The sequence below is a fragment of the Rhabdothermincola sp. genome (genome assembly GCF_036846205.1).
GTDB lineage: Bacteria > Actinomycetota > Acidimicrobiia > Acidimicrobiales > Acidimicrobilacustridaceae > Rhabdothermincola.
Window position 1 is genome coordinate 1 of the sequence record NZ_DAIUCK010000063.1, and the last position, 19,074, is coordinate 19,074.

A 19,074-nucleotide genomic window follows, 5' to 3' on the forward strand; every position below is an offset into this window, starting at 1 on the left:
GGCTGGCCGCGCTGCGGTGGAAGAATCAGTTCAACGAGAACGCCAAGGTCCCGGCCTTCTGGAACCAGCTCCCCGAGCTGTGCCACAACGAGCTGTGCGGGTGGGGCCAACACGGCGACGTCACTCGCCAGGTCTTCCGGCTGATCGAGCTCCGGCACGACTACGAGCACCCGCAGGTGATGCGCCGCTTTGATCTGGTCAACGAGTTCGTGGAGGAAGTCGTGGCTGCGATCGAGGTGGTGGAGGCCCGAGGTGAGGGCGCGCTCGCGCAGCTCCTGGACCTCGTCCTCATCGGGGACTTCGTCAGCCTGCATCTCGCCGCCCTCGCCGACGTCGACCCCGGCCCGGTGCCCGTACTGGACCTGATCAAGGAACGCCTCGCGGACCGCGGCTGACGCCGCTCGAGCGTCGGGCCGGCACGACGGCGCGGCACGACTACACTCCGTTTCCCGGGCTGTCGTGATCGGTGTCAGAAGACCCCAGCCCGTGGAGAGTCACGGTTCCGTCCGCCGGCGTGGTCATGGCGGGCGCGATCTCGTGCTCGCCTCGCGTTCGACTCGAGCCCGGGAGACCCCATGACCATCACCACCGCGTTCACCGACGCCAAGGACTTCCGCGTCGCCGATCTGGCCCTGGCCGCGTTCGGTCGGAAGGAGATCCAGCTGGCCGAGCACGAGATGCCCGGTCTCATGGCGTTGCGAGCCGAGTACGCCGACGCCCAGCCACTGCGCGGCGCTCGCATCACGGGGTCGCTGCACATGACCGTGCAGACCGCGGTGCTCATCGAGACCCTCACCGCACTCGGGGCGCAGGTCCGCTGGGCGAGCTGCAACATCTTCTCGACGCAGGACCATGCGGCGGCCGCGGTCGTGGTCGGGCCCGACGGCACGCCCGACGACCCGAGAGGGGTCCCGGTGTATGCCTGGAAGGGTGAGACCCTCGAGGAGTACTGGTGGTGCACCGAGCAGGCCTTGCGCTGGCCGGCCGGTGACGACGGCGCGCCGGGGGGACCGAACATGATCCTCGACGACGGTGGGGACGCCACCTTACTGGTGCACAAGGGCGTCGAGTTCGAGCGGGCGGGCAAGGTCCCCGAGCCCTCCGACGACGACAGCGAGGAGTGGGCGGTGGTCCTCGGACTCCTCCGTCGCACGTTGGCGGAGGACCCGCAGCTCTGGCACCGGATCGCGGCGGGCATCAAGGGCGTCACCGAAGAGACGACCACCGGTGTCCACCGTCTCTACCAGATGCAGGAGCTCAACCAGCTCTTGTTCCCCGCGATCAACGTCAACGACTCGGTCACCAAGTCGAAGTTCGACAACCTCTACGGGTGCCGCCACTCGCTGATCGACGGCATCAATCGGGCCACCGACGTCATGATCGGCGGGAAGGTGGCGGTGGTCTGCGGCTACGGGGACGTCGGCAAGGGCTGCGCGGCCTCGCTACGCGGCCAGGGGGCTCGGGTGATCGTGACGGAGGTCGACCCGATCTGCGCCCTGCAGGCCGCCATGGAGGGCTATCAGGTCACGCGCCTCGAGGAGGTTCTCGACGAAGCTGACATCTTCATCACCGCAACCGGTTGCAAGGATGTGATCACCGCCGAGCACATGGCTCGGATGAAGCACCAGGCGATCGTCGGGAACATCGGCCACTTCGACAACGAGATCGACATGGCTGGGCTGAAGCGCCTGTCCGACGTACGGCGGGTCAACATCAAGCCGCAGGTGGACGAGTACGTGTTCCCCGACGGTCACTCGGTGATCATCCTGGCCGAGGGACGGCTGCTGAACCTGGGGTGCGCGACCGGGCACCCGAGCTTCGTGATGTCCAACAGCTTCTCGAACCAGGTCATCGCCCAGATCGAGCTGTACACCCACACGGACTTCTACGAGCGCAAGGTGTACACGCTGCCCAAGCACCTCGACGAGAAGGTCGCCCGGCTGCACCTGGACGCCCTCGGCGTGAAGCTCACGACGCTCACCGAAGAACAGGCCGCCTACCTCGGCGTGGCGCCCGAGGGCCCGTTCAAGCCCGATCACTACCGTTACTGACCATCGGGCCGGTCGCCCGGCTCACGACCAGGGAGGACCACGATGGAGGAGCTGCGGGGCAAGGTCGCGGTGGTGACCGGCGCGGCGTCGGGGATCGGGCTGGGGTTGGCGAAGCGCTTCGGGGCCGAGGGCATGAAGCTGGTCCTCGCGGATGTCGATGAGCCCGGCATGCGAGCCGCCGCGGACGAGCTGCGGTCCGCCGGTGCGGAGGTGATCGGGGTGCGCACGGACGTCTCCGATGGCGGCGACGTCGAGGCGCTGCTGGATACCGCCCTCGAGGCCTTCGGTGCCGTCCACCTGGTCTGCAACAACGCCGGGGTCGGCATCGGGGGCCAGATCACGGGCCTCGACGTGAAGGACTGGGAGTGGGCGCTGGGGGTGAACCTCTGGGGTGTCATCCACGGCATGCGGGTCTTCCTCCCCGTGCTGCTCGAGCAGGACGAGGGGCACATCGTCAACACCGCGTCGGTCGCCGGGCTCTTTGCCACCCCCTTCATGGCGCCCTACTGCGCGACGAAGTACGCGGTCGTGGCGATCTCGGAGTGCGCCTACCACGAGCTGGCGATGCAGGGATCGCAGGTGGGCATCTCGGTGCTGTGCCCCGCGTGGGTCCGCACCAACATCGCCGATTCGGAGCGCAGCCGCCCCGCGCACCTGCAGGTCGAGCGACCCGCCGACGGGCCGGGGGCGCCAGATTTACGCGAGGTCCTGCGGGAGGTGATCGCGACCGGCAAGGACCCGAGCGAGGTGGCCCAGATGGTCACCGATGCGGTGCGCAGCAAGCGGTTCTACGTCGTGACCCACCCTGAGAGCCTCGCCGCGGTCGAAGCTCGCATGCGGGCGATCCTCGACGGCGGTGTGCCGCCTCTGTTGATGCCCTGACCGAAGACCTTCGCTCACCGCCCTCCACGGCGAACCTGACGCGGGGCGCGCCCGACGGCCGTCCGGGTCGCCGTGGAAGCGATCGAGCAGGGCGTGGACCGCGGGGAAGGTGTCCCACTCCCGCCGTAAGGTCCGGCCGTGCTCTCGTTGCTGCTGCCACCGACCTGCGGGGTGTGCCGGTCGCCCGGTCCGTCGCCGTGCTCCCGCTGTGCGTCCGAGCTCCTCCCGGCGGCCGAGGCGCCGGCGCCTGCCGGCCTCGAGTCGTGCCGGGCGCTGATCGCCTACGAGGGCACGGGGCGCCTGCTTGTCACCGCGCTCAAGTACCGCAACCACCGCGACGTGCTGGATCGCATCGCCGGGCCGCTGGCGATGCTCGCTGATCCGTCGGCGGTCGACGTGGTGACCTGGGCTCCCACCACGGAGAGCAGGCGCAGGGATCGGGGCTTCGATCAGGCGCGGCTGCTCGCCGGGGCGGTGGCTTCGGCGTTGCGACGGCCGTGCCGCCGGCTGCTCGACCGGCTCCCGGGGCATCCACAGACCGGCAAGGGCGTGCTCGAGCGGCTCAGAGGGCCGTCGTTCACGGCTCGGTCGGTGGTCGGGCTGCGGGTCCTCGTGGTCGACGACGTGGTGACAACGGGGAGCACGCTGTCCCGGGCCGCCGCGGCGTTGCAGCGTGAGGGCGCCACGGCGGTCCACGGGCTCGCGCTGGCTCGTACCGCGCGAACCGGGTCCGCTGCCGTCGAGCGGGCGGGACGGGTGTCCAGGAGGCCTGGGCGCGCTCAAGTGTGGCCGGCGAGCGGCCGAAGAAGTGGGTGAATGACAACGTGGTGATCTTCCACAACGAGGCGGATGATGCAGCCCACCCAGGTTCAGGTCGAGCGGTCACTCGAGGCGCTGCGGGGCGGGTACACCGAAGCGCCCGCGCCGGTTGCGGCCGATCCCGAGCGGCGGATCGAGGACGTCCCCGCTGCGGTGTTCGAGGTTCTCGCCGAGTCCCCGCCGGTCCGGGTCGATCGCCTGGAGCAGGCCCGTCAGAGGTTGGAGGCCGGCGAGCAGCCCACGGCTGACGACCTGGCCCGGCGCATGGTCGGGCGGCTGGTGTGCGACCGCCTGCGCTGAGGAGTCGCCGCAGCGGGTCGGACACGGATCGGTAGGGTCGGGCCATCCTCGCCGGGATCAGATCGAAGTGGCACGACCGTGCCATGCGGGTGCTCGTGCTGGACGAGTCGCCGCTGTTCAGGCGGCAGCTCATCGTCGCGCTCGAGCGGCATCCCGACATCGAGGTGATCGGCGAGGCGGCGGACGCTGACACCGGCCTGCGTCGCACGGCCGAGCTGATCCCTGACGTCGCCGTGCTCACCATGCGTCTCCCCCCGATAGGAGGCAGGCGGGCCGCGGTCTCCCTGCGGGAGGTGGCTCCCGTGGTGGAGGTGCTGATCGTCGTCGGGCCCGACGACGGCCCGGAGTTGGCGCGGTTGGCCCGGGCCGGGGTCACCGGCTTCGTCCCCTGGGAGGCCGCGACCGCGCGATGCGCCGCCGTGGTGGAAGCGCTCGTGCGCGGGCGACCGGTCCTGACCCCTCAGGCTGCCGCTGCGGTGCTCGCCGAGTACGAGCGCCTCGACCGCCACGCCGGCTCGATCCAGGACGATCTCCCCCCGCCCACACTCGAGAGGCCCGAGCGGCAGGTGCTGGAGCGCCTGGCCGACGGAGCCTCGCTCATCGGGGCGAGCGACGCCCTGGCCGTGGGCGCGCCGACTGCTGCCAACCTGGTGCGGAATGCACTGGTGAAGCTCCAACACCATGCCAGGGCCGAGGCGGTCCTGCATGCAATGCACGTACCCTCGACCGACAGCGGTTGACGCCCCGGCTGCCGGACCCGGCACCCACCGGTAGACTCGGTCGTCTCATGGGCGTATTCGACAAGCTCTTGCGGGCCGGCGAGGGCAGGAAGCTGCGGGCCCTGCAGGCGCTGGTGCCCGACATCAACGCGCTGGAACCCGAGCTCCGGGCGCTCTCTGACGCGGAGCTGCGGGCCAAGACGGACGAGTTCCGTCTGCGTCTCGACAACGGCGCGGATCTCGACGACCTGCTCATCGAGGCGTTCGCGGTGGTGCGCGAGGCCGCGACCCGGGTGATCGGCCAACGGCACTACGACGTTCAGCTGATGGGCGGCGCGGCGTTGCACTTCGGCTGGGTGGCGGAGATGAAGACCGGCGAGGGCAAAACCCTGGTCTCCACCCTCCCTGTCTACCTGAATGCGCTCAACCGTAGGGGAGTCCACGTCATTACGGTGAACGACTACCTCGCCACCCGCGACTCGGAGTGGATGGGCCAGGTGCACCGCTTTCTCGGGCTCAGCGTCGGGTTGATCATCCCGGGTCAGTACGACGCCGACCACAAGCGCGCCCAGTACGCGTGCGACATCACCTACGGCACCAACAACGAGTTCGGCTTCGACTACCTCCGGGACAACATGGCCATGACCCGAGCCGACCAGGTGCAGCGAGGGCACGTCTACGCCATCGTCGACGAGGTCGACTCCATCCTGATCGACGAGGCTCGCACTCCGCTGATCATCTCCGGCCGGGTGGCCGATGCCGCCAAGCTCTACTACCAGTTCGCGAGCATCGTCCGCGGCCTCAAGCGCGACGTGCACTACGAGGTCGACGAGGAGAAGCGCACGGTCGCGCCGACTGACGAGGGCGTGGAGGCGGTCGAGAAGGCCCTCGGCGTCGAGAACATGTACGACGGGATCTCGCAGAACCTCGTCCACCAGCTCCAAGCGGCGCTCAAGGCCAAGGAGCTGTTCAAGCGTGACAAGGACTACGTGGTCCAGCACGGCGAGGTGAAGATCGTCGATGAGTTCACCGGCCGCATCCTGGAGGGGCGTCGCTGGTCCGAGGGTCTCCACCAGGCCATCGAGGCCAAAGAAGGGGTGAGGATCAAGGAGGAGAACCAGACCCTGGCGACGGTCACTCTCCAGAACTACTTCCGCATGTACGAGAAGCTCGCCGGCATGACGGGCACCGCGCAGAGCGACGCCGCGGAGCTCGCCAACACCTACGAGCTGCAGGTCGTGCCCATCCCCACCCACCGGCCGATGATCCGCATCGACCAACCCGATCTCATCTACAAGACCGAGGACGCGAAGTTCGCCGCGGTGGTCGAGGACATCGTCGAGCGCCACGAGATCGGCCAACCCGTGCTGGTGGGCACGATCTCGGTGGAGAAGTCCGAGAAGCTCTCCCGCCTGCTGGCCAAGCGCGGGGTCCCCCACGAGGTGCTCAACGCCAAGCAGCACTTCCGGGAGGCGGAGATCATCGCCCAGGCCGGCCGCCTCCACGCGGTGACGGTGGCTACCAACATGGCGGGCCGCGGCGTCGACATCCTCCTCGGCGGCAACCCGGAGGGCCTGGCGAAGCGTGACGTCGTGGCCGAAGGTCTCGACCCCGAGTCCGAGGAGGGTCGGGCCCGGATCCAGGAGCTCACGGCCAAGTACGAGCCGGAGTGCAAGGCCGAGGGTGATCAGGTCCGTGAGCTCGGCGGCCTGTACGTGCTCGGTACCGAGCGGCACGAGAGCCGCCGGATCGACAACCAGCTCCGGGGCCGGTCCGGCCGCCAGGGGGACCCGGGCGAGAGCCGCTTCTACCTCTCCCTCGAGGACGACCTGATGCGCCTGTTCGCCACCGGGGCCATGGCCTGGGTGATGGGCAAGGCCCTGCCCGACGACGTTCCCATCGAGGCGAAGATGGTCACGAAGGCCATCGAGCGGGCGCAGAACACCGTCGAGCAGCGCAACGCCGAGATCCGCAAGAACGTCCTCAAGTACGACGAGGTGATGAACGAGCAGCGCAAGGTCATCTACAAACGCCGCGACCAGATCCTCGACGCGGCCGATCTGCGCGACGAAGCCCTCGAGTACCTGGCGGAGGCTGTTGAGGGCATCATCGGCACCTACTGCGTGAGCGACTACGTCGAAGAGTGGGATCTCGACGGTCTCATCCCCGAGGTCGCCACGTTCTGGCCGACGAAGGTGACGGCCGAGGAGCTGCGCCAGCTCGCCACCACCGACGACCTCTACGAGCGGTTGATGGGCGAGGCGCTCGCCTGCTACGAGGCTCGTGAGGCCGAGCTCGGGGTGGAGACCATGCGGGAGGTCGAGCGCCAGGTGATGCTGCGCATCATCGACCAGCGCTGGCGTGAGCATCTCTACGAGATGGACTACCTGCAGGAGGGCATCAACCTGCGGGCGATGGGTCAGAAGGACCCGCTGGTCGAGTGGCAGCGTGAGGGCTTCGAGATGTTCGGGGCGATGATGCAGTCGATCGCGCAGGACTTCGTGAAGTACGTGATGCACGCACAGGTCTCGGTGGCGCAGCAACCGCAGGCCGAGCCCGCGGTGCGCGACGTGCAGTACAGCGCGCCGTCGGATCCTTCCGAAGCGGGGAACAACCTGGCGGCCGCGGCCCGGGCTCAGGCGCTCGCCGAAGGCGGGGAGCCACCGCCGGAGGCAGTCCAGGAGGTCACCCAGCAGCCCGTCGTCAAGAGCGAGTGGGACAAGACCCCGCGCAACGCGCCGTGCCCGTGCGGTTCGGGCAAGAAGTTCAAGCTGTGCCACGGCCGCTGAGCGGCCAGGTCAGGTGAGCCCGATGAAGGATTTCAGCGACGATCTCGCGTCCCTCCGCCGGCGGCTGGAGCAGGCACACGGCTACCTGCGGATCGACGAGCTCGAGCGCGTCCGGCCCCAGCTCGAGACCGAGGCGTCCCGACCAGACCTCTGGGACGATCCCGAGACGGCCCGCAAGGTCACCAGCGAGCTCGCGGCCGTCACCGACGACCTCGACCTCTACGAAGGGTTGCGCAGGCGGCTGGACGACGCCGAGACGCTCTTCGAGCTGGGGCGGGAGGAGGGAGACGACTCGGTCGAGCCCGAGATCGCCGCGGCGATCGCCGATCTGGCGAGCCGGTTGGACGAGCTCGAGCTCCGGGCGCTGTTCACCGGTGAGTACGACGAGCGCGACGCGGTGTGCGAGGTCCATTCCGGCGCCGGGGGGACCGATTCGCAGGACTGGGCCGAGATGCTGTTGCGCATGTACCTGCGGTGGGCTGAGAAGCGCGGCTTCACGGTCGAGCTCGATGAGGTGCAGGCCGGGCAGGAAGCGGGCATCACCTCGGCCACCTTCATCGTGCACGGGCGCTATGCCTATGGCCTCATGCGCTCGGAGCGCGGTGTGCACCGTCTGGTGCGCATCTCGCCGTTCGATGCCAATGCTCGGCGCCACACGGCGTTCGCCTCGGTGGCGGTGATCCCGTTCATGGAGGAACAAGACACCGAGATCGAGATCGACGACAAGGATCTCCGTATCGACACCTACCGTTCGTCGGGAGCCGGCGGCCAGCACGTGAACGTGACCGACTCGGCCGTACGGATCACCCACCTGCCCACCGGCATCGTGACCTCGTGCCAGAACGAGCGCAGCCAGCACCAGAACAAAGAGCGGGCCATGCAGATCCTGAAGGCCAAGCTCGCCGATCTGCAGCGGGCGGAGCGGGAGGCCGAGCTGGCCGCGCTCTCAGGCGAGCAGAAGAAGGTCGAGTGGGGGAGCCAGATCCGCTCGTACGTGCTGCACCCGTACCAACAGGTGAAGGATCTCCGGTCGGGCTTCGAGGTCGGCAACGTGGAGGGGGTGCTCGACGGCGACCTCGACGGGCTGATGGAGGCCTACCTTCGTTGGGAGCGCTCCGCCGCGGAGCCTGCCGGCGAGTAGGGGGAGCTCGGGGCGCCGGTCGGGCTCGGCTCCGGCCGGACGACCAGCCCAGCCGGGGGCTGTCACCACCGGGGGTCCGGGCGCGTCTACGCTGGCGGGCCGGTGCTCGCCAGGGCGGAGGGTGCGCCAGTCCACTCCAGAGCCCGCTGTAACGTGATCGCAACATGATCAGACTCGAGCACGTCACCAAGACCTACAAGGGCAACGTCGTCGCACTGCGCGACGCCACCCTCGAGATCCAGAAGGGCGAGTTCGTCTTCCTGGTGGGCGCCTCCGGCTCGGGCAAGTCGACCTTCATCCGCCTGCTCAACCGGGAGGAGATCCCCGAATCGGGTCGCATCTACGTCGCCGGCAAGGACATCGGGGACCTGTCCCAGTGGAAGGTCCCCTTCCTCCGCCGCAACATCGGCTGCGTGTTCCAGGACTTCAAGCTCCTGTCGAACAAGACCGTCTTCGAGAACGTGGCGTTCGCGCTGGAGGTGATCGGCCGCCCCCGCAACGTCATCCGCACGCAGGTGCCAGCGATCCTCGAGCTGGTCGGGTTGGGCGACAAGGCGTCCCGGTTCCCCCACGAGCTGTCCGGCGGTGAGCAGCAGCGGGTGTCGATCGCCCGGGCGTTCGTCAACCGCCCCCTGGTCCTGTTGGCCGACGAGCCCACCGGCAACCTCGACCCGGCGACCTCGGTCGGCATCATGCGCCTGCTCGATCGCATCAACAAGACCGGCACCACGGTGGTTATGGCCACCCACGACCGAGGCATCGTCGACACGATGCGCCGCCGGGTCATCGAGCTCGACCGAGGTTCGATCGTCCGCGACCAGGTGCGCGGCGTCTACGAGTAGGAACCCATGGCCATCAAGCTCGATTACGTCGTCCGCGAGACGGGCAGCAACCTCGCCCGGAACATCACGATCACCATCGCCTCGATCCTGACCGTGATGGTCTCGCTGTTCCTGGTCGGGTTCTCCCTCATGGTCAGTCAGGGTGTCCGCAACGCCACCGAGCGTTGGCAGGAGGGCGTCGAGTTCGTGGTGTTCATGCACGCCGACGCCACACCGGAACAGATCGCATCCGTACAGGCCGACCTCGAAAGCAGCCCCGAGGTGCAGAAGGTCTCCTTCGTGGACAAGAACGCGGCCTATGACGAGTTCAAGCGGCTGTTCTCCGATTCTCCCGAGCTGGTCGACAGCGTCACGCCCGAGATCCTGCCGTCGTCGTTCCGGGTCGAGCCGGTCACGAAAGACGCCGACGTGGTCCAGGCCCTGGGCAACCAGTTCCAGCAGCGGCCGGGCGTGCTCAAGGTGGTGTTCGCGAGCGACACGATCCGGCTCATCCAGCAGCTCTCGAGTCGCCTGACCATCGGCATGGCGATCGTGGCGTTCATCCTGCTCGGGGCCGCGCTCCTGCTCATCCTCAACACCATCCGCATGGCGATGTTCGCTCGACGGCGCGAGATCGAGGTGCAGAAGCTCGTAGGGGCCACCAACTGGTTCATCCGGGTCCCGTTCATGGTGGAGGGTCTCGTCCAAGGGGTCGCCGGTGCCGCCATGGCCATCATCATGCTCGTGCTCTTCCGGCCCTTCTTCGAAAGCTGGCTGCCTGAGGACCAGTTCCCGCTGTTCAGTGCGCTGACGACGAGCAACGTCGAGGCGTTCTGGATCTACGTGATCATCGGCGCGGTCGGTTGCCTCATCGGTACCATCGGCGCCGGTGTGGCGGTCACCCGTTTCCTCGACGTCTGAGACTGAGGCGGCCGCCGTGCGAGGCACCCGACTGGTCGCCGCCCTCCTACTCCTGGCAGCCCTGGCGGTCGGCGACGTGGGGGCGGTGCACGCGCAGGACCAGTCGCAGGTGCACGGCGAGTACGAAGAGGTGCTCGCGGAGGAGGCCAAGGCCCGCAATGACTACGAGGCCGCGGTGCTCCGGCAGTTCGCCCTCGCCGAGCAGGTCCGGGCCCTCGACGCGGACATCGCCTCGATGCAGTCCGGGTTGCAGATGGCCCAGGAGGCGCTGGCCGCAGCCGAGGCCCGCGCCCTGGAAACCCGAGCCCGGCTGGAGGCGACGGAGCGCCGGTTGGCGGAGGAGAAGCGCCGTTTCCAGGCCCAGGCCGTGGCCGCGTACATCGACGGTGGGTCCGCACCCTACGCCAGCTTGTCGGCGGCGTTGAGGAGCGAGGAAGGCCTCGACGCGCTCGCCAAGGGCCAGGTCTACGCCTCGGCGGTCGTCATCGATCGCAAGCAGCTCGTGGAGCGGTTCACGAGCCTGCGTGAGGAGGTCGACCGGCTGAGCGACGAAGCCGAGCAGCATCGCCTCGAGGCGAAGGCGGCCCGCGACGACGTGGCCGACCGCGTCGCCCAGCTCGAGCGACAGCGCCAGGAGCGTGTGGACGCACAAGCCCAGGCCGAGGCGGCCGCAGCGGAGGCGCAGCGACTCTCCGGCGAACTGGAGCTCAAGCGGAGGATGTACGAGCTGCGGTACGCCGAGCTGGCGACCCAGTCGGACTCGATCCGCGACCTGCTGGCTCGCCGCCAGCAGGACCAGATCCCTGCGCTCAGCACCTTCGGCATCTTCCTCAACCCGGTGAAGGGAGGCCGGGTGGTGTCCGGCTACGGCATGCGGATGCACCCGGTGCTCGGGGTGGAACGAATGCACACTGGCCTCGATATCGACGGCGCGCAAGGGGAGCCGATGAGGGCATCCGCCGACGGCGTGGTGGTGCTGGCGGAGGAGCGGGGTGGTTACGGGCTCACGGTGGTGATCGACCACGGCAACCAGCTCGCCACCCTGTACGGGCACATGAGCTCCCTCGATGTGAAGGTGGGCGACGTCGTGGCCCGTGGTGACGTCATCGGTGCGGTCGGCAGCACCGGCCTCTCGACGGGCCCGCACTGCCACTGGGAGGTGCGGGTGCTCGGCCTCCCCGTCGACGGGACGCCGTACCTGTCGAGGTCACCGGACTGACCTCGCTGGCGGTCGGCCTGCCGGGCAGCTCGGGTTCGTGCGAGCATCGGGCATGGACTTCGCCCAGATTCTCTACGACGTCGACGGGCCGGTGGCCACCATCACCATGAACCGGCCGGAACGGCTCAACGCCTTCACGATCACGATGCAGCAGGAGATGGTGGCCGCGCTGGACCTCGCTGACGCGGACGACGGCGTGCGAGCCGTGATCGTGACGGGTGCGGGAAAGGGGTTCTGCGCCGGCGCGGATCTCGCCGGGGGCGGCGAGACGTTCGACGCCGACGCGGTGGCGGAGGCGACGGGCGGCGCTTCTCCCACGCCGGAGGGCAATCCCTACCCCCGGGACTTCGGCGGGTTGCTCACCCTGCGGATCTTCCAGATGATCAAGCCGGTCATCGCGGCCATCAACGGAGCGGCGGTGGGCATCGGGGCGACCATGACGCTGCCCATGGACGTCCGGCTGGCGGCGGATGACGCCAAGCTCGGTTTCGTCTTCGCCGGTCGAGGCATCGTCCCGGAGGCCGCGTCGAGCTGGTTCCTGCCCCGCGTCGTGGGCATCAGCCAGGCCCTGGAGTGGACCATGACCGCCCGGGTGTTTCCCGCCGAGGAGGGGCTGCGGGGCGGCCTGATCCGCAGCCTGCACCCGAAGGACGATCTGCTGCCCGCGGCCCGCGCGCTGGCCGAGGAGATCGCCACCAACGCGGCGCCGGTGTCGGTCGCGCTGACCCGGCAGATGCTCTGGCGGATGCTCGGCGCGGACCATCCGATGGTGGCCCACCGGCTCGACTCCCGGGGCGTCTACTCGACCGGCCGCTCGATCGATGCTCGCGAAGGAGTCATGGCATTCCTGGAGAAGCGACCTGCTACCTGGACGATGCGTCCTTCGACCGACATGCCAGAGTGGTACCCGTGGTGGCACGAGCCCGAGTACGAGTGACGCCGTGAACGGCGAGCGGTCGCCCGAGCCTTCCCTGCTTCCCGCTCTCCGGCCGCCGCCACAACTCCCCGAGGTCGGCGAGGCCGTCGAGCGGGCGAGCCGGGTCGTGCTCGGGGCGGTGCTCCTCGTCGGTGACGGTGTGGCCGCGGTGCTCCGGAGCGCGACCGCCGAGCAGGCAACGGGGGCGCGCCCGCTTGGGCCGTCAGCCTGGGTCGCTGCCCGCCGGGTCGCGGTGGGGCTCGCGTTCGAGACGCAGCGCCGCGCCGCCCGGGTGGCCGACGCTTCGGCGAAGGTCGTGCTGCCCACCCTCGGGTGGCTCCTCGGGTCGCCGATCGCCGAGCCCGCCGTGCGGCGGGTCGCCGATCGACTCGATCGTGCCTACCAGGCGGGCCTGCTCGAGGAGCAGGCGGCTCGAGAGCTGGCTGGGCGCACGGGCGAGGCCACGGTGGAGATGGCGGTCCCATTCGTGTTGGGCGAGGTCGACCTCGAGCCGATCATCGACCGGGTACTGAGCGAGCTGGACCTGCCTGCCCTGGTGCAGCGGGTCATGGCGGAGCTGGACCTGGACCCGATCGTGAAGCGGGTGCTTGCCGATCTCGACCTGCCCGCCCTGGTCAACGAGGTGGTCGGCGAGCTGCAGCTGTCGAGCGTGGTGCTGGAGGCGACCGGGGGCATCACCGAGGACGTCGTCGAGCAGGTCCGCGCTCGCACCGCTTCGGCCGATGCCGTGGTGGAGCGAGTGGTGGCCAAGGTGCTCCGCCGGAGGGCCGGTGCGTCGCCGGTGGCCGCCTTCGACGATGCCGGACCATCCAGAGACGTAGGTGGAGCGCCCCGCGATGACTGACCTGGTGTCTGAGCGGCTCGGGCCGGGAACGGATCTCGACTCCCTGCAGGGTCGGCGAGCCGGGTTCGTCACCCGGGCGGCGGCGTTCCTCATCGACTTCCTGGTGGTCGTGGCCGGCTATCCCGGGATCATGTGGGGTATCGGTGTGCTCATCGGCTTGGTGCGATTCGAGCAGCCGCAGTATCCCGAGCTGCCGAACGGGCTCGAGGTGTCGATCTCTGCCGCCTGGACGTGGTGCTACTTCGCCGGGTCCTGGTACGCCGTGGGTCGTACGGTCGGCCAGGCGGTGATGGGGGTCAGGGTGGTGGGACGGCGCAGGTTCCGGGTGGGGCTCGTCCGTTCGCTCCTGCGCACCTGGGTGATGTTCCTCACCCTGTTCGTGGTCGGACCGGTGTGGCTCCTGCTCAGCGCCAGCCGCCTCGCGATCCACGATCGGGTGGCTGGCACCCAGGTGATCTACGACCGGTCACGGAAGCGGTCCGACCTCCGGGTGGGGATCGGCCCGGGGAGAACGGTGCGGCCTCAGCCGAAGTAGTCGGGCTCGTTGCCCGGCTTCCATTTGATGTTGCAGCCCAGGCTGGGATGCTGATCCTCCGGCACGGGCCGGCCGCTCAGCACCGCCTCCACCGCCGCCTCGAGGTCGGCGCCGGTCACCGGCCGGTCATTGCCTGGCCGGCTGCCGTCGAACTGGCCGCGGTAGACCAGTCGCCGATCGCCATCGAACAGGAAGAAGTCCGGGGTGCACGCGGCCCGGTACGCCTTGGCCACGGACTGGTCCTCGTCGAACAGGTAGGGGAAGTCCCAACCGGCCTGGCGGGCGAAGGTCACCATCTGCTCGGGAGCATCGTCGGGGTAGGCGTTCACGTCGTTGCTGTTGATGCCCACCACCGCGACGCCGCGGGCGATCCAGCGGCGGGTGAGCGCTCCCAGCTGCGTCGCGATGTGCTTCACGTACGGGCAGTGGTTGCTGAGGAAGATGACCAGCAGGGCCGGTGCCTCGCCGAGCTGGTCGAGCGAGACCCGCCCGCCGCCGGCGGGATCCGGCAGGTCGAAGGCCGGTGCTTCGGTGCCGAGTGGCAGCATGGTCGAGTTGACCGAGACCATGCGCCCCACTCTACGGTGCAGCTCATGGAGTGGACGCCGCTGTGCCGCTCCGAGACCGTCGAGTCGGGTGCGGTGGTCGAGATCACCGTGGACGGCCGCGAGGTGGTCCTGTGGCGAGGGCGCTCGGGGGTGATCTGCGTGATGGATGCCCGTTGTCCCCATCAGTGGTCGCCCCTCGGGGCCGAGGGTCGGGTCGAGGGGGACGAGCTGGTGTGCACGGCGCACTTCTGGCGTTTCGATCGGGAGGGCTGCGGCACCAAGGTCACGGTTCTCGGCCGACGCGATCGGAAGGCGGACATCAGGGTCCACCCCAGCCGGGAGCGCGACGGGGTGGTGGAGGTGATGGTGGGCACCGCTCAGCTCGAGGGTCCACCGCAGGCGGAGGATGGCGTGGCACGTTGAGGTGGTGTCCGACCTCGTGGACCAGCCGCTGAGCGCCGGGGGCCGAGAGCCACCGGCACCGGCACCGGAACGCATGCCGCCGTGGGTGCCCCGGGCCATCGCCTTGTTCATGGTGGGCCTCGGCAGCCTCCTGGTCGTCGAATGGCTCCTCGACCGACTCCAGACCCTGCTCCTCGACCTGTTGGTGGCCCTGTTCGTGTCGTTCGCCCTGGAGCCCGCGGTCAACTGGTTGCAGCACCGCGGCTGGCGTCGCGGGTGGGCGACCGGCGCCTCCTTCCTGGGGCTGCTGGTCTTCCTGGCCGTGTTCCTCTTCGCCATCGGGGCGGTGGTCGTCGATCAGGTCTCGCAGTTCATCGACCAGAGTGACGAGTACGCCCAGAACGTGGCCGACTTCGTCAACGACCACTTCGGGGCGAACATCTCCGTGGACCAGCTCCGCGAGGAGCTGACCCGCGAAGACGGGCCGGTCCGTGGGTTCGCCACCCGGCTGGCAGGGAACGCGCTCGGCATCGGGATGAGCGCGCTGGCCGCGCTGTTCCGGTTGCTCACGATCGGCCTGTTCACCTTCTACCTGGTGGCCGACGGGCCCAAGTTCCGGCGGTCCGTGTGCTCGTTCCTGCCACCGGCTCGTCAGCAGCGGGTCCTGGAGACCTGGGAGATCGCCATCGACAAGACCGGCGGCTACCTCTACTCGCGGGCCCTGCTGGCCGGGTTGTCCACCCTCTTCCACTGGGTCGCGTTCGAGCTGGTCGGGGTGAACTACGCCCTGGCGCTGGCGCTGTTCGTCGGCATCATCTCCCAGTTCGTGCCCACGATCGGCACCTACATCGCCGGTGCGGTGCCGGTGCTGGTGGCGTTGGCCGCTGATCCCCTCGAGGCGCTGTGGGTGCTCGGCATCGTGGTCGTGTACCAGCAGGTCGAGAACTACGTGTTCGCCCCCCGGATCACGTCCCGGACCATGCAGTTGCACCCCGCGGTGGCGTTCGGGACGGTGATCGCCGGGGCCGCGCTCTTCGGGGGTGTCGGGGCGCTGCTGGCCCTCCCGGCCGCGGCGGTGCTCCAAGCCCTGGGCAGCGCCTACATCGCCCGGCACGAGGTGATCGAGAGCAGGATGACGGCCGAACCGCGCCCCAAACGGTCCCGCGCCCGGTTCACTAGGGGGAGGCCGCGCGAAGATGGGCGCTGAGCAGACGCACGAGGAGCGACGTCGACATGGCGAACCCGGTTCTCACTCCTGAACGCTGGCAGAAGGAGCTCTCCGACGACCAGCCGGGCTGGGCTGCACCACGGGCGGCCACCGCGGCGGGCTACGCCTCCGGGGGCGTGCGGGAGCCGATGGCACCGCCCATGGCGGGGGCACCCACGATGACCGTCGGCGGCACCCTGACCGCGACCGGCGTGCTGTTCCTGTGCATCCTGCTCACCGGGTGGGTCGGCTGGGTCCAGGTCACCCAGGTTGCGGTGGACCGGACCCTGCCCGACGGGACGGTCGTCACCGACATCGTCACTGACTATCCGGGCTGGGTCTTCTGGCCGATGATCGCCGCGGTGGTGGTCGCGTTCGTGACGGTGGCCAAGCCCCAACTGGCCCGGTTCCTCGCCCCGCTGTACGCCCTGGGGTTCGGCTTCTCGATCGGCGCCATCTCCCATATGTACGACCTGCAGTACGACGGCATCGTCGTGCAGGCGGTGGGGGCGACGCTGGCAGCACTCGGGGCGATGTTCGTCCTCTACGCCACCCGGATCATCAAGGTCACCCAGCGCTTCGTGATGGTTGTGGTCGGGGCGACGGCGGGGATCTTCGTGCTGTACCTGGTGACGTGGATCGCGTCGATCTTCGGCGCCGACATCGTGTTCTGGCGTCAGCCGACCGTGCTCGGCATCGGCATCTCGGTGGTGATCTGCATCGTGGCTGCGCTCAACCTGGCGATCGACTTCGCGTTCATCGAGCAGGCGACCAAGGCCGGCGCGCCGAAGTACATGGAGTGGTACGGCGCCTTCGGCATCACGGTGACCCTGGTCTGGCTGTATCTGGAGATGCTGCGGCTGCTGGCCCTCCTCCGCCAGGACTGACCGGTCCGGGCGACCAGCGTGACCGGGGCCGGGAATGATCCCGGCCACTCCTCGGTTGATACCCCGTGGGGTACCTATCCTCCGCTCTCACGGAGATCGACCTCTCGAGCCAACCACAAGGAGTGCCACATGGCGACGGTCGCGCTGACCAAGGACACCTTCGAAGCGACGGTGCGGGACAACTCGACGGTGTTGATCGACTTCTGGGCGTCCTGGTGCGGCCCGTGCCGGATGTTCGCTCCCGTCTACGAGAAGGTTTCCGCGAACCATCCCGGTATCGTGTTCGGAAAGGTCGACACCGAGACCGAACATGAGCTCGCCGAGGCGTTCGGCATTCGGTCGATCCCGACGCTCATGATCATCCGTGACCAGGTGGTGCTCTACAGCCAGCCGGGAGCGATCGGTGAAGACGCACTCGAGGACTTGGTGCGACAGGCAAGCGAAATCGACATGGATGAGGTCCGGCGCCAGATCGCAGCCGAACGGGCAGCGGCCGGCGCCTGAGGTCTCGGCCGGCGTCGGTAAGGGTCTCCCTCCCACTCCCGCCACCAGTACCGGCGCCGGCCGACCTCTCCTGTCTCCCCCGGTATCTCCCCGGGCATCAGGAGGGTGCCTGACGCGACGTTGCCGTCGTGCCATCATCTGCTCATGACCGGTACGTCCCACCGAGGACGTCTGCTCGTCGCCACACCTGTCATCGGCGACCTGAACTTCCACCGCACCGTGGTGCTCCTGCTCGAGCACAACGAGCAAGGCGCCCTGGGCTTGGTGCTCAATCGGCCCACCGACGTGGCGCTGCTCGACCCGTTGCCCGAGTGGGAGGGTCTGGCAGCTTCACCACGGGTCGTGTTCGTCGGTGGTCCCGTGGAGCAGGGAGCGGCGATCGGGTTGGCGCAGCGCCGGCCGGTGCAGGCGGGCGGCGACGGCTTCGATCCCATCCTCGGGTCGATCGGCACGTTCGACCTCTCGCGTGATCCGCACGACGTCGACGAGACCATCGAGGCGGTCCGGGTGTTCGCGGGCTACGCCGGATGGGGCCCCCGACAGCTCGAGCACGAGCTGGCAGCCGGCGCGTGGATCGTGGTCGACGCCCACCCCGATGACATCCTCTGCGACCATCCGGGCGAGCTCTGGCGGGACGTGCTCCGCCGTCAGGGCGGCGACCTGACGCTGTTGAGCTACTGCCCGCCCGACCCGTCCCTCAACTGACCCGACGGCGGCGGCTGGCGAGCACCGCGGGCCCGCAGGACCATCGTGACCACCACCACGAGGATCACCACGGTGGCGAGCGCGAGGGGAAGCCCGGTGGCTCGCCCGGGCGTCGAGTCGTGCTCGGCCGGTCGCTGGAGCCGTTCGGGATCGAGATCGCGCGGCGGGGTGGAGGACGGTGGCGCCTGCTGATCCGCGGCGGCCGTGGCGGCGGAGGCGGGTGACGAGGCCCACGTGAGCTGCGCTCCACCCGTCGCCCACATCGCGGACGCCGCCACGACGGCGACCACGACGGCGCGAGCGATCGGAGACATCACCGCTGGAGCGTAGGCCGTTAGGGTGACCGGCGTGCTCCGGGGCGGCAACGTCGACGGCGGCGCGTTCGGGCGCTGGGCGCGCGACGCGGACGGCTCGCCCACCTATCTGGTCGGTGGCCCGGCCATACCGGACGGGGTGCTGCCGCCCGGCGGGCTCGCCGCCTGCTGGCACCAGATCGGCAACGCCGGGCTCACGGCCACCGCGCACGCCGGAGGATGGGTCACCCTGTGGGCCACGAGCCGGGGAATGGTGCGTCTCACCGGCCCGTCGAGCCGGTGGGGGGTGGTGGGCGAGGTGCCGATGCGGCGGCGCGCCCGGTTCGGGTGCGGCTACGCGGCATGGGAGGCGAGCTACGCGGGCGGGCTGCTCGTGCGCCGGCGGGTCGGGTCGCCGTGCGACGACACGCCCGTGCTCCGAGTCGATGTCGAGATCGCCCACCCGGACGGCCGGCTCGCGGTCGCCTACGAGGAGGACTGGGTCGTCGAGCCGACCGTGCTGCTGGTCGGGGCCCTGATGAGCCCCCAC

At 69.3% G+C, this 19,074-nt stretch carries 22 protein-coding genes; 20 read left to right on the forward strand and 2 right to left on the reverse strand.

What is annotated here, in order from left to right:
• From V7004_RS10215 to V7004_RS10280, 14 genes are all read left to right on the forward strand, one after another.
• On the forward strand, positions 1-395 hold a 395-nt coding region (locus V7004_RS10215; RefSeq protein WP_334143784.1), incomplete at its 5' end, for an SIS domain-containing protein.
• Between the two features lie 180 nt (positions 396-575).
• A complete protein-coding gene (ahcY, locus tag V7004_RS10220; protein WP_334143785.1) occupies positions 576-2,051 on the forward strand; it encodes an adenosylhomocysteinase in 1,476 nt (491 codons plus the stop codon).
• Between the two features lie 42 nt (positions 2,052-2,093).
• A complete protein-coding gene (locus V7004_RS10225; RefSeq protein WP_334143786.1) occupies positions 2,094-2,933 on the forward strand; it encodes an SDR family NAD(P)-dependent oxidoreductase in 840 nt (279 codons plus the stop codon).
• A 138-nt stretch (positions 2,934-3,071) separates the two neighbouring features.
• Complete coding sequence (locus V7004_RS10230; protein WP_334143787.1) at positions 3,072-3,749, forward strand: ComF family protein; 678 nt, start codon at positions 3,072-3,074, stop codon at positions 3,747-3,749.
• Between the two features lie 33 nt (positions 3,750-3,782).
• The gene (locus V7004_RS10235) at positions 3,783-4,052 is read left to right on the forward strand and encodes a hypothetical protein (protein WP_334143788.1); all 270 of its coding nucleotides are present in this window, start codon (positions 3,783-3,785) and stop codon (positions 4,050-4,052) included.
• 83 nt (positions 4,053-4,135) lie between these two features.
• The gene (locus tag V7004_RS10240) at positions 4,136-4,792 is read left to right on the forward strand and encodes a response regulator transcription factor (RefSeq protein WP_334143789.1); all 657 of its coding nucleotides are present in this window, start codon (positions 4,136-4,138) and stop codon (positions 4,790-4,792) included.
• Between the two features lie 47 nt (positions 4,793-4,839).
• Positions 4,840-7,560, forward strand: coding sequence for a preprotein translocase subunit SecA (gene secA / locus V7004_RS10245; RefSeq protein ID WP_334143791.1), 2,721 nt, complete (start codon positions 4,840-4,842; stop codon positions 7,558-7,560).
• A 22-nt stretch (positions 7,561-7,582) separates the two neighbouring features.
• The gene (gene prfB, locus V7004_RS10250; RefSeq protein ID WP_334143792.1) at positions 7,583-8,701 is read left to right on the forward strand and encodes a peptide chain release factor 2; all 1,119 of its coding nucleotides are present in this window, start codon (positions 7,583-7,585) and stop codon (positions 8,699-8,701) included.
• 164 nt (positions 8,702-8,865) lie between these two features.
• Positions 8,866-9,543 carry a cell division ATP-binding protein FtsE gene (gene ftsE / locus V7004_RS10255; RefSeq protein ID WP_334143795.1) on the forward strand — a complete coding sequence of 226 codons (678 nt, stop codon included), beginning with the start codon at positions 8,866-8,868 and terminating at the stop codon, positions 9,541-9,543.
• 6 nt (positions 9,544-9,549) lie between these two features.
• Positions 9,550-10,443 (forward strand): cell division protein FtsX, encoded by an 894-nt coding sequence (locus V7004_RS10260; RefSeq protein ID WP_334143797.1) that lies wholly within the window; start codon positions 9,550-9,552, stop codon positions 10,441-10,443.
• A gap of 16 nt (positions 10,444-10,459) precedes the next feature.
• A complete protein-coding gene (locus tag V7004_RS10265; RefSeq protein WP_334143799.1) occupies positions 10,460-11,662 on the forward strand; it encodes a peptidoglycan DD-metalloendopeptidase family protein in 1,203 nt (400 codons plus the stop codon).
• Between the two features lie 52 nt (positions 11,663-11,714).
• Positions 11,715-12,599, forward strand: coding sequence for a crotonase/enoyl-CoA hydratase family protein (locus tag V7004_RS10270; RefSeq protein WP_334143801.1), 885 nt, complete (start codon positions 11,715-11,717; stop codon positions 12,597-12,599).
• Positions 12,600-12,603: 4 nt separating this feature from the next.
• Positions 12,604-13,443 (forward strand): hypothetical protein, encoded by an 840-nt coding sequence (locus V7004_RS10275; protein ID WP_334143802.1) that lies wholly within the window; start codon positions 12,604-12,606, stop codon positions 13,441-13,443.
• The gene (locus V7004_RS10280) at positions 13,436-13,978 is read left to right on the forward strand and encodes an RDD family protein (protein WP_334143803.1); all 543 of its coding nucleotides are present in this window, start codon (positions 13,436-13,438) and stop codon (positions 13,976-13,978) included. Before V7004_RS10275 ends, V7004_RS10280 begins: the two co-directional genes overlap by 8 nt.
• On the opposite strand, the gene V7004_RS10285 is transcribed toward V7004_RS10280, so the two are convergent.
• Positions 13,966-14,547: a thioredoxin family protein gene (locus tag V7004_RS10285; RefSeq protein WP_334143804.1), complete on the reverse strand. Its 582-nt coding sequence runs from the start codon at positions 14,545-14,547 to the stop codon at positions 13,966-13,968. The genes V7004_RS10280 and V7004_RS10285 overlap by 13 nt on opposite strands.
• 24 nt (positions 14,548-14,571) lie before the next feature.
• On the opposite strand from V7004_RS10285, the gene V7004_RS10290 reads away from it, so the two are divergent.
• The 5 genes from V7004_RS10290 (at position 14,572) to V7004_RS10310 (ending at position 18,231) form a co-directional block, all read left to right on the forward strand.
• On the forward strand, positions 14,572-14,949 hold the full coding sequence (locus V7004_RS10290; RefSeq protein ID WP_334143806.1) for a Rieske (2Fe-2S) protein: 378 nt from the start codon (positions 14,572-14,574) through the stop codon (positions 14,947-14,949).
• 4 nt (positions 14,950-14,953) lie between these two features.
• On the forward strand, positions 14,954-16,135 hold the full coding sequence (locus tag V7004_RS10295; protein ID WP_334143808.1) for an AI-2E family transporter: 1,182 nt from the start codon (positions 14,954-14,956) through the stop codon (positions 16,133-16,135).
• Between the two features lie 26 nt (positions 16,136-16,161).
• A complete protein-coding gene (locus V7004_RS10300; protein ID WP_334143809.1) occupies positions 16,162-17,022 on the forward strand; it encodes a Bax inhibitor-1/YccA family protein in 861 nt (286 codons plus the stop codon).
• Between the two features lie 129 nt (positions 17,023-17,151).
• Positions 17,152-17,526, forward strand: a complete 375-nt coding sequence (gene trxA / locus V7004_RS10305; protein WP_334143810.1) for a thioredoxin — start codon at positions 17,152-17,154, stop codon at positions 17,524-17,526.
• 144 nt (positions 17,527-17,670) lie between these two features.
• Complete coding sequence (locus V7004_RS10310) at positions 17,671-18,231, forward strand: YqgE/AlgH family protein (RefSeq protein WP_334143811.1); 561 nt, start codon at positions 17,671-17,673, stop codon at positions 18,229-18,231.
• Here V7004_RS10310 and V7004_RS10315 read toward each other — a convergent pair.
• The gene (locus tag V7004_RS10315) at positions 18,201-18,545 is read right to left on the reverse strand and encodes a hypothetical protein (protein WP_334143812.1); all 345 of its coding nucleotides are present in this window, start codon (positions 18,543-18,545) and stop codon (positions 18,201-18,203) included. The two genes, V7004_RS10310 and V7004_RS10315, sit on opposite strands and share 31 nt — an antisense overlap.
• 25 nt (positions 18,546-18,570) lie before the next feature.
• On the opposite strand from V7004_RS10315, the gene V7004_RS10320 reads away from it, so the two are divergent.
• Positions 18,571-19,074: hypothetical protein (locus V7004_RS10320; RefSeq protein WP_334143814.1), on the forward strand; the 504-nt coding region annotated here is incomplete at its 3' end.

Coding starts and splice junctions, on each gene's coding strand:
- ahcY (WP_334143785.1), top strand. CDS start 576: ATGACCATCACCACCGCGTTCACCGACGCCAAGGACTTCCGCGTCGCC.
- V7004_RS10225 (WP_334143786.1), top strand. CDS start 2,094: ATGGAGGAGCTGCGGGGCAAGGTCGCGGTGGTGACCGGCGCGGCGTCG.
- V7004_RS10235 (WP_334143788.1), top strand. CDS start 3,783: ATGATGCAGCCCACCCAGGTTCAGGTCGAGCGGTCACTCGAGGCGCTG.
- V7004_RS10240 (WP_334143789.1), top strand. CDS start 4,136: ATGCGGGTGCTCGTGCTGGACGAGTCGCCGCTGTTCAGGCGGCAGCTC.
- secA (WP_334143791.1), top strand. CDS start 4,840: ATGGGCGTATTCGACAAGCTCTTGCGGGCCGGCGAGGGCAGGAAGCTG.
- prfB (WP_334143792.1), top strand. CDS start 7,583: ATGAAGGATTTCAGCGACGATCTCGCGTCCCTCCGCCGGCGGCTGGAG.
- ftsE (WP_334143795.1), top strand. CDS start 8,866: ATGATCAGACTCGAGCACGTCACCAAGACCTACAAGGGCAACGTCGTC.
- V7004_RS10260 (WP_334143797.1), top strand. CDS start 9,550: ATGGCCATCAAGCTCGATTACGTCGTCCGCGAGACGGGCAGCAACCTC.
- V7004_RS10270 (WP_334143801.1), top strand. CDS start 11,715: ATGGACTTCGCCCAGATTCTCTACGACGTCGACGGGCCGGTGGCCACC.
- V7004_RS10280 (WP_334143803.1), top strand. CDS start 13,436: ATGACTGACCTGGTGTCTGAGCGGCTCGGGCCGGGAACGGATCTCGAC.
- V7004_RS10285 (WP_334143804.1), bottom strand. CDS start 14,547: ATGGTCTCGGTCAACTCGACCATGCTGCCACTCGGCACCGAAGCACCG.
- V7004_RS10290 (WP_334143806.1), top strand. CDS start 14,572: ATGGAGTGGACGCCGCTGTGCCGCTCCGAGACCGTCGAGTCGGGTGCG.
- V7004_RS10300 (WP_334143809.1), top strand. CDS start 16,162: ATGGCGAACCCGGTTCTCACTCCTGAACGCTGGCAGAAGGAGCTCTCC.
- trxA (WP_334143810.1), top strand. CDS start 17,152: ATGGCGACGGTCGCGCTGACCAAGGACACCTTCGAAGCGACGGTGCGG.
- V7004_RS10310 (WP_334143811.1), top strand. CDS start 17,671: ATGACCGGTACGTCCCACCGAGGACGTCTGCTCGTCGCCACACCTGTC.
- V7004_RS10315 (WP_334143812.1), bottom strand. CDS start 18,545: ATGTCTCCGATCGCTCGCGCCGTCGTGGTCGCCGTCGTGGCGGCGTCC.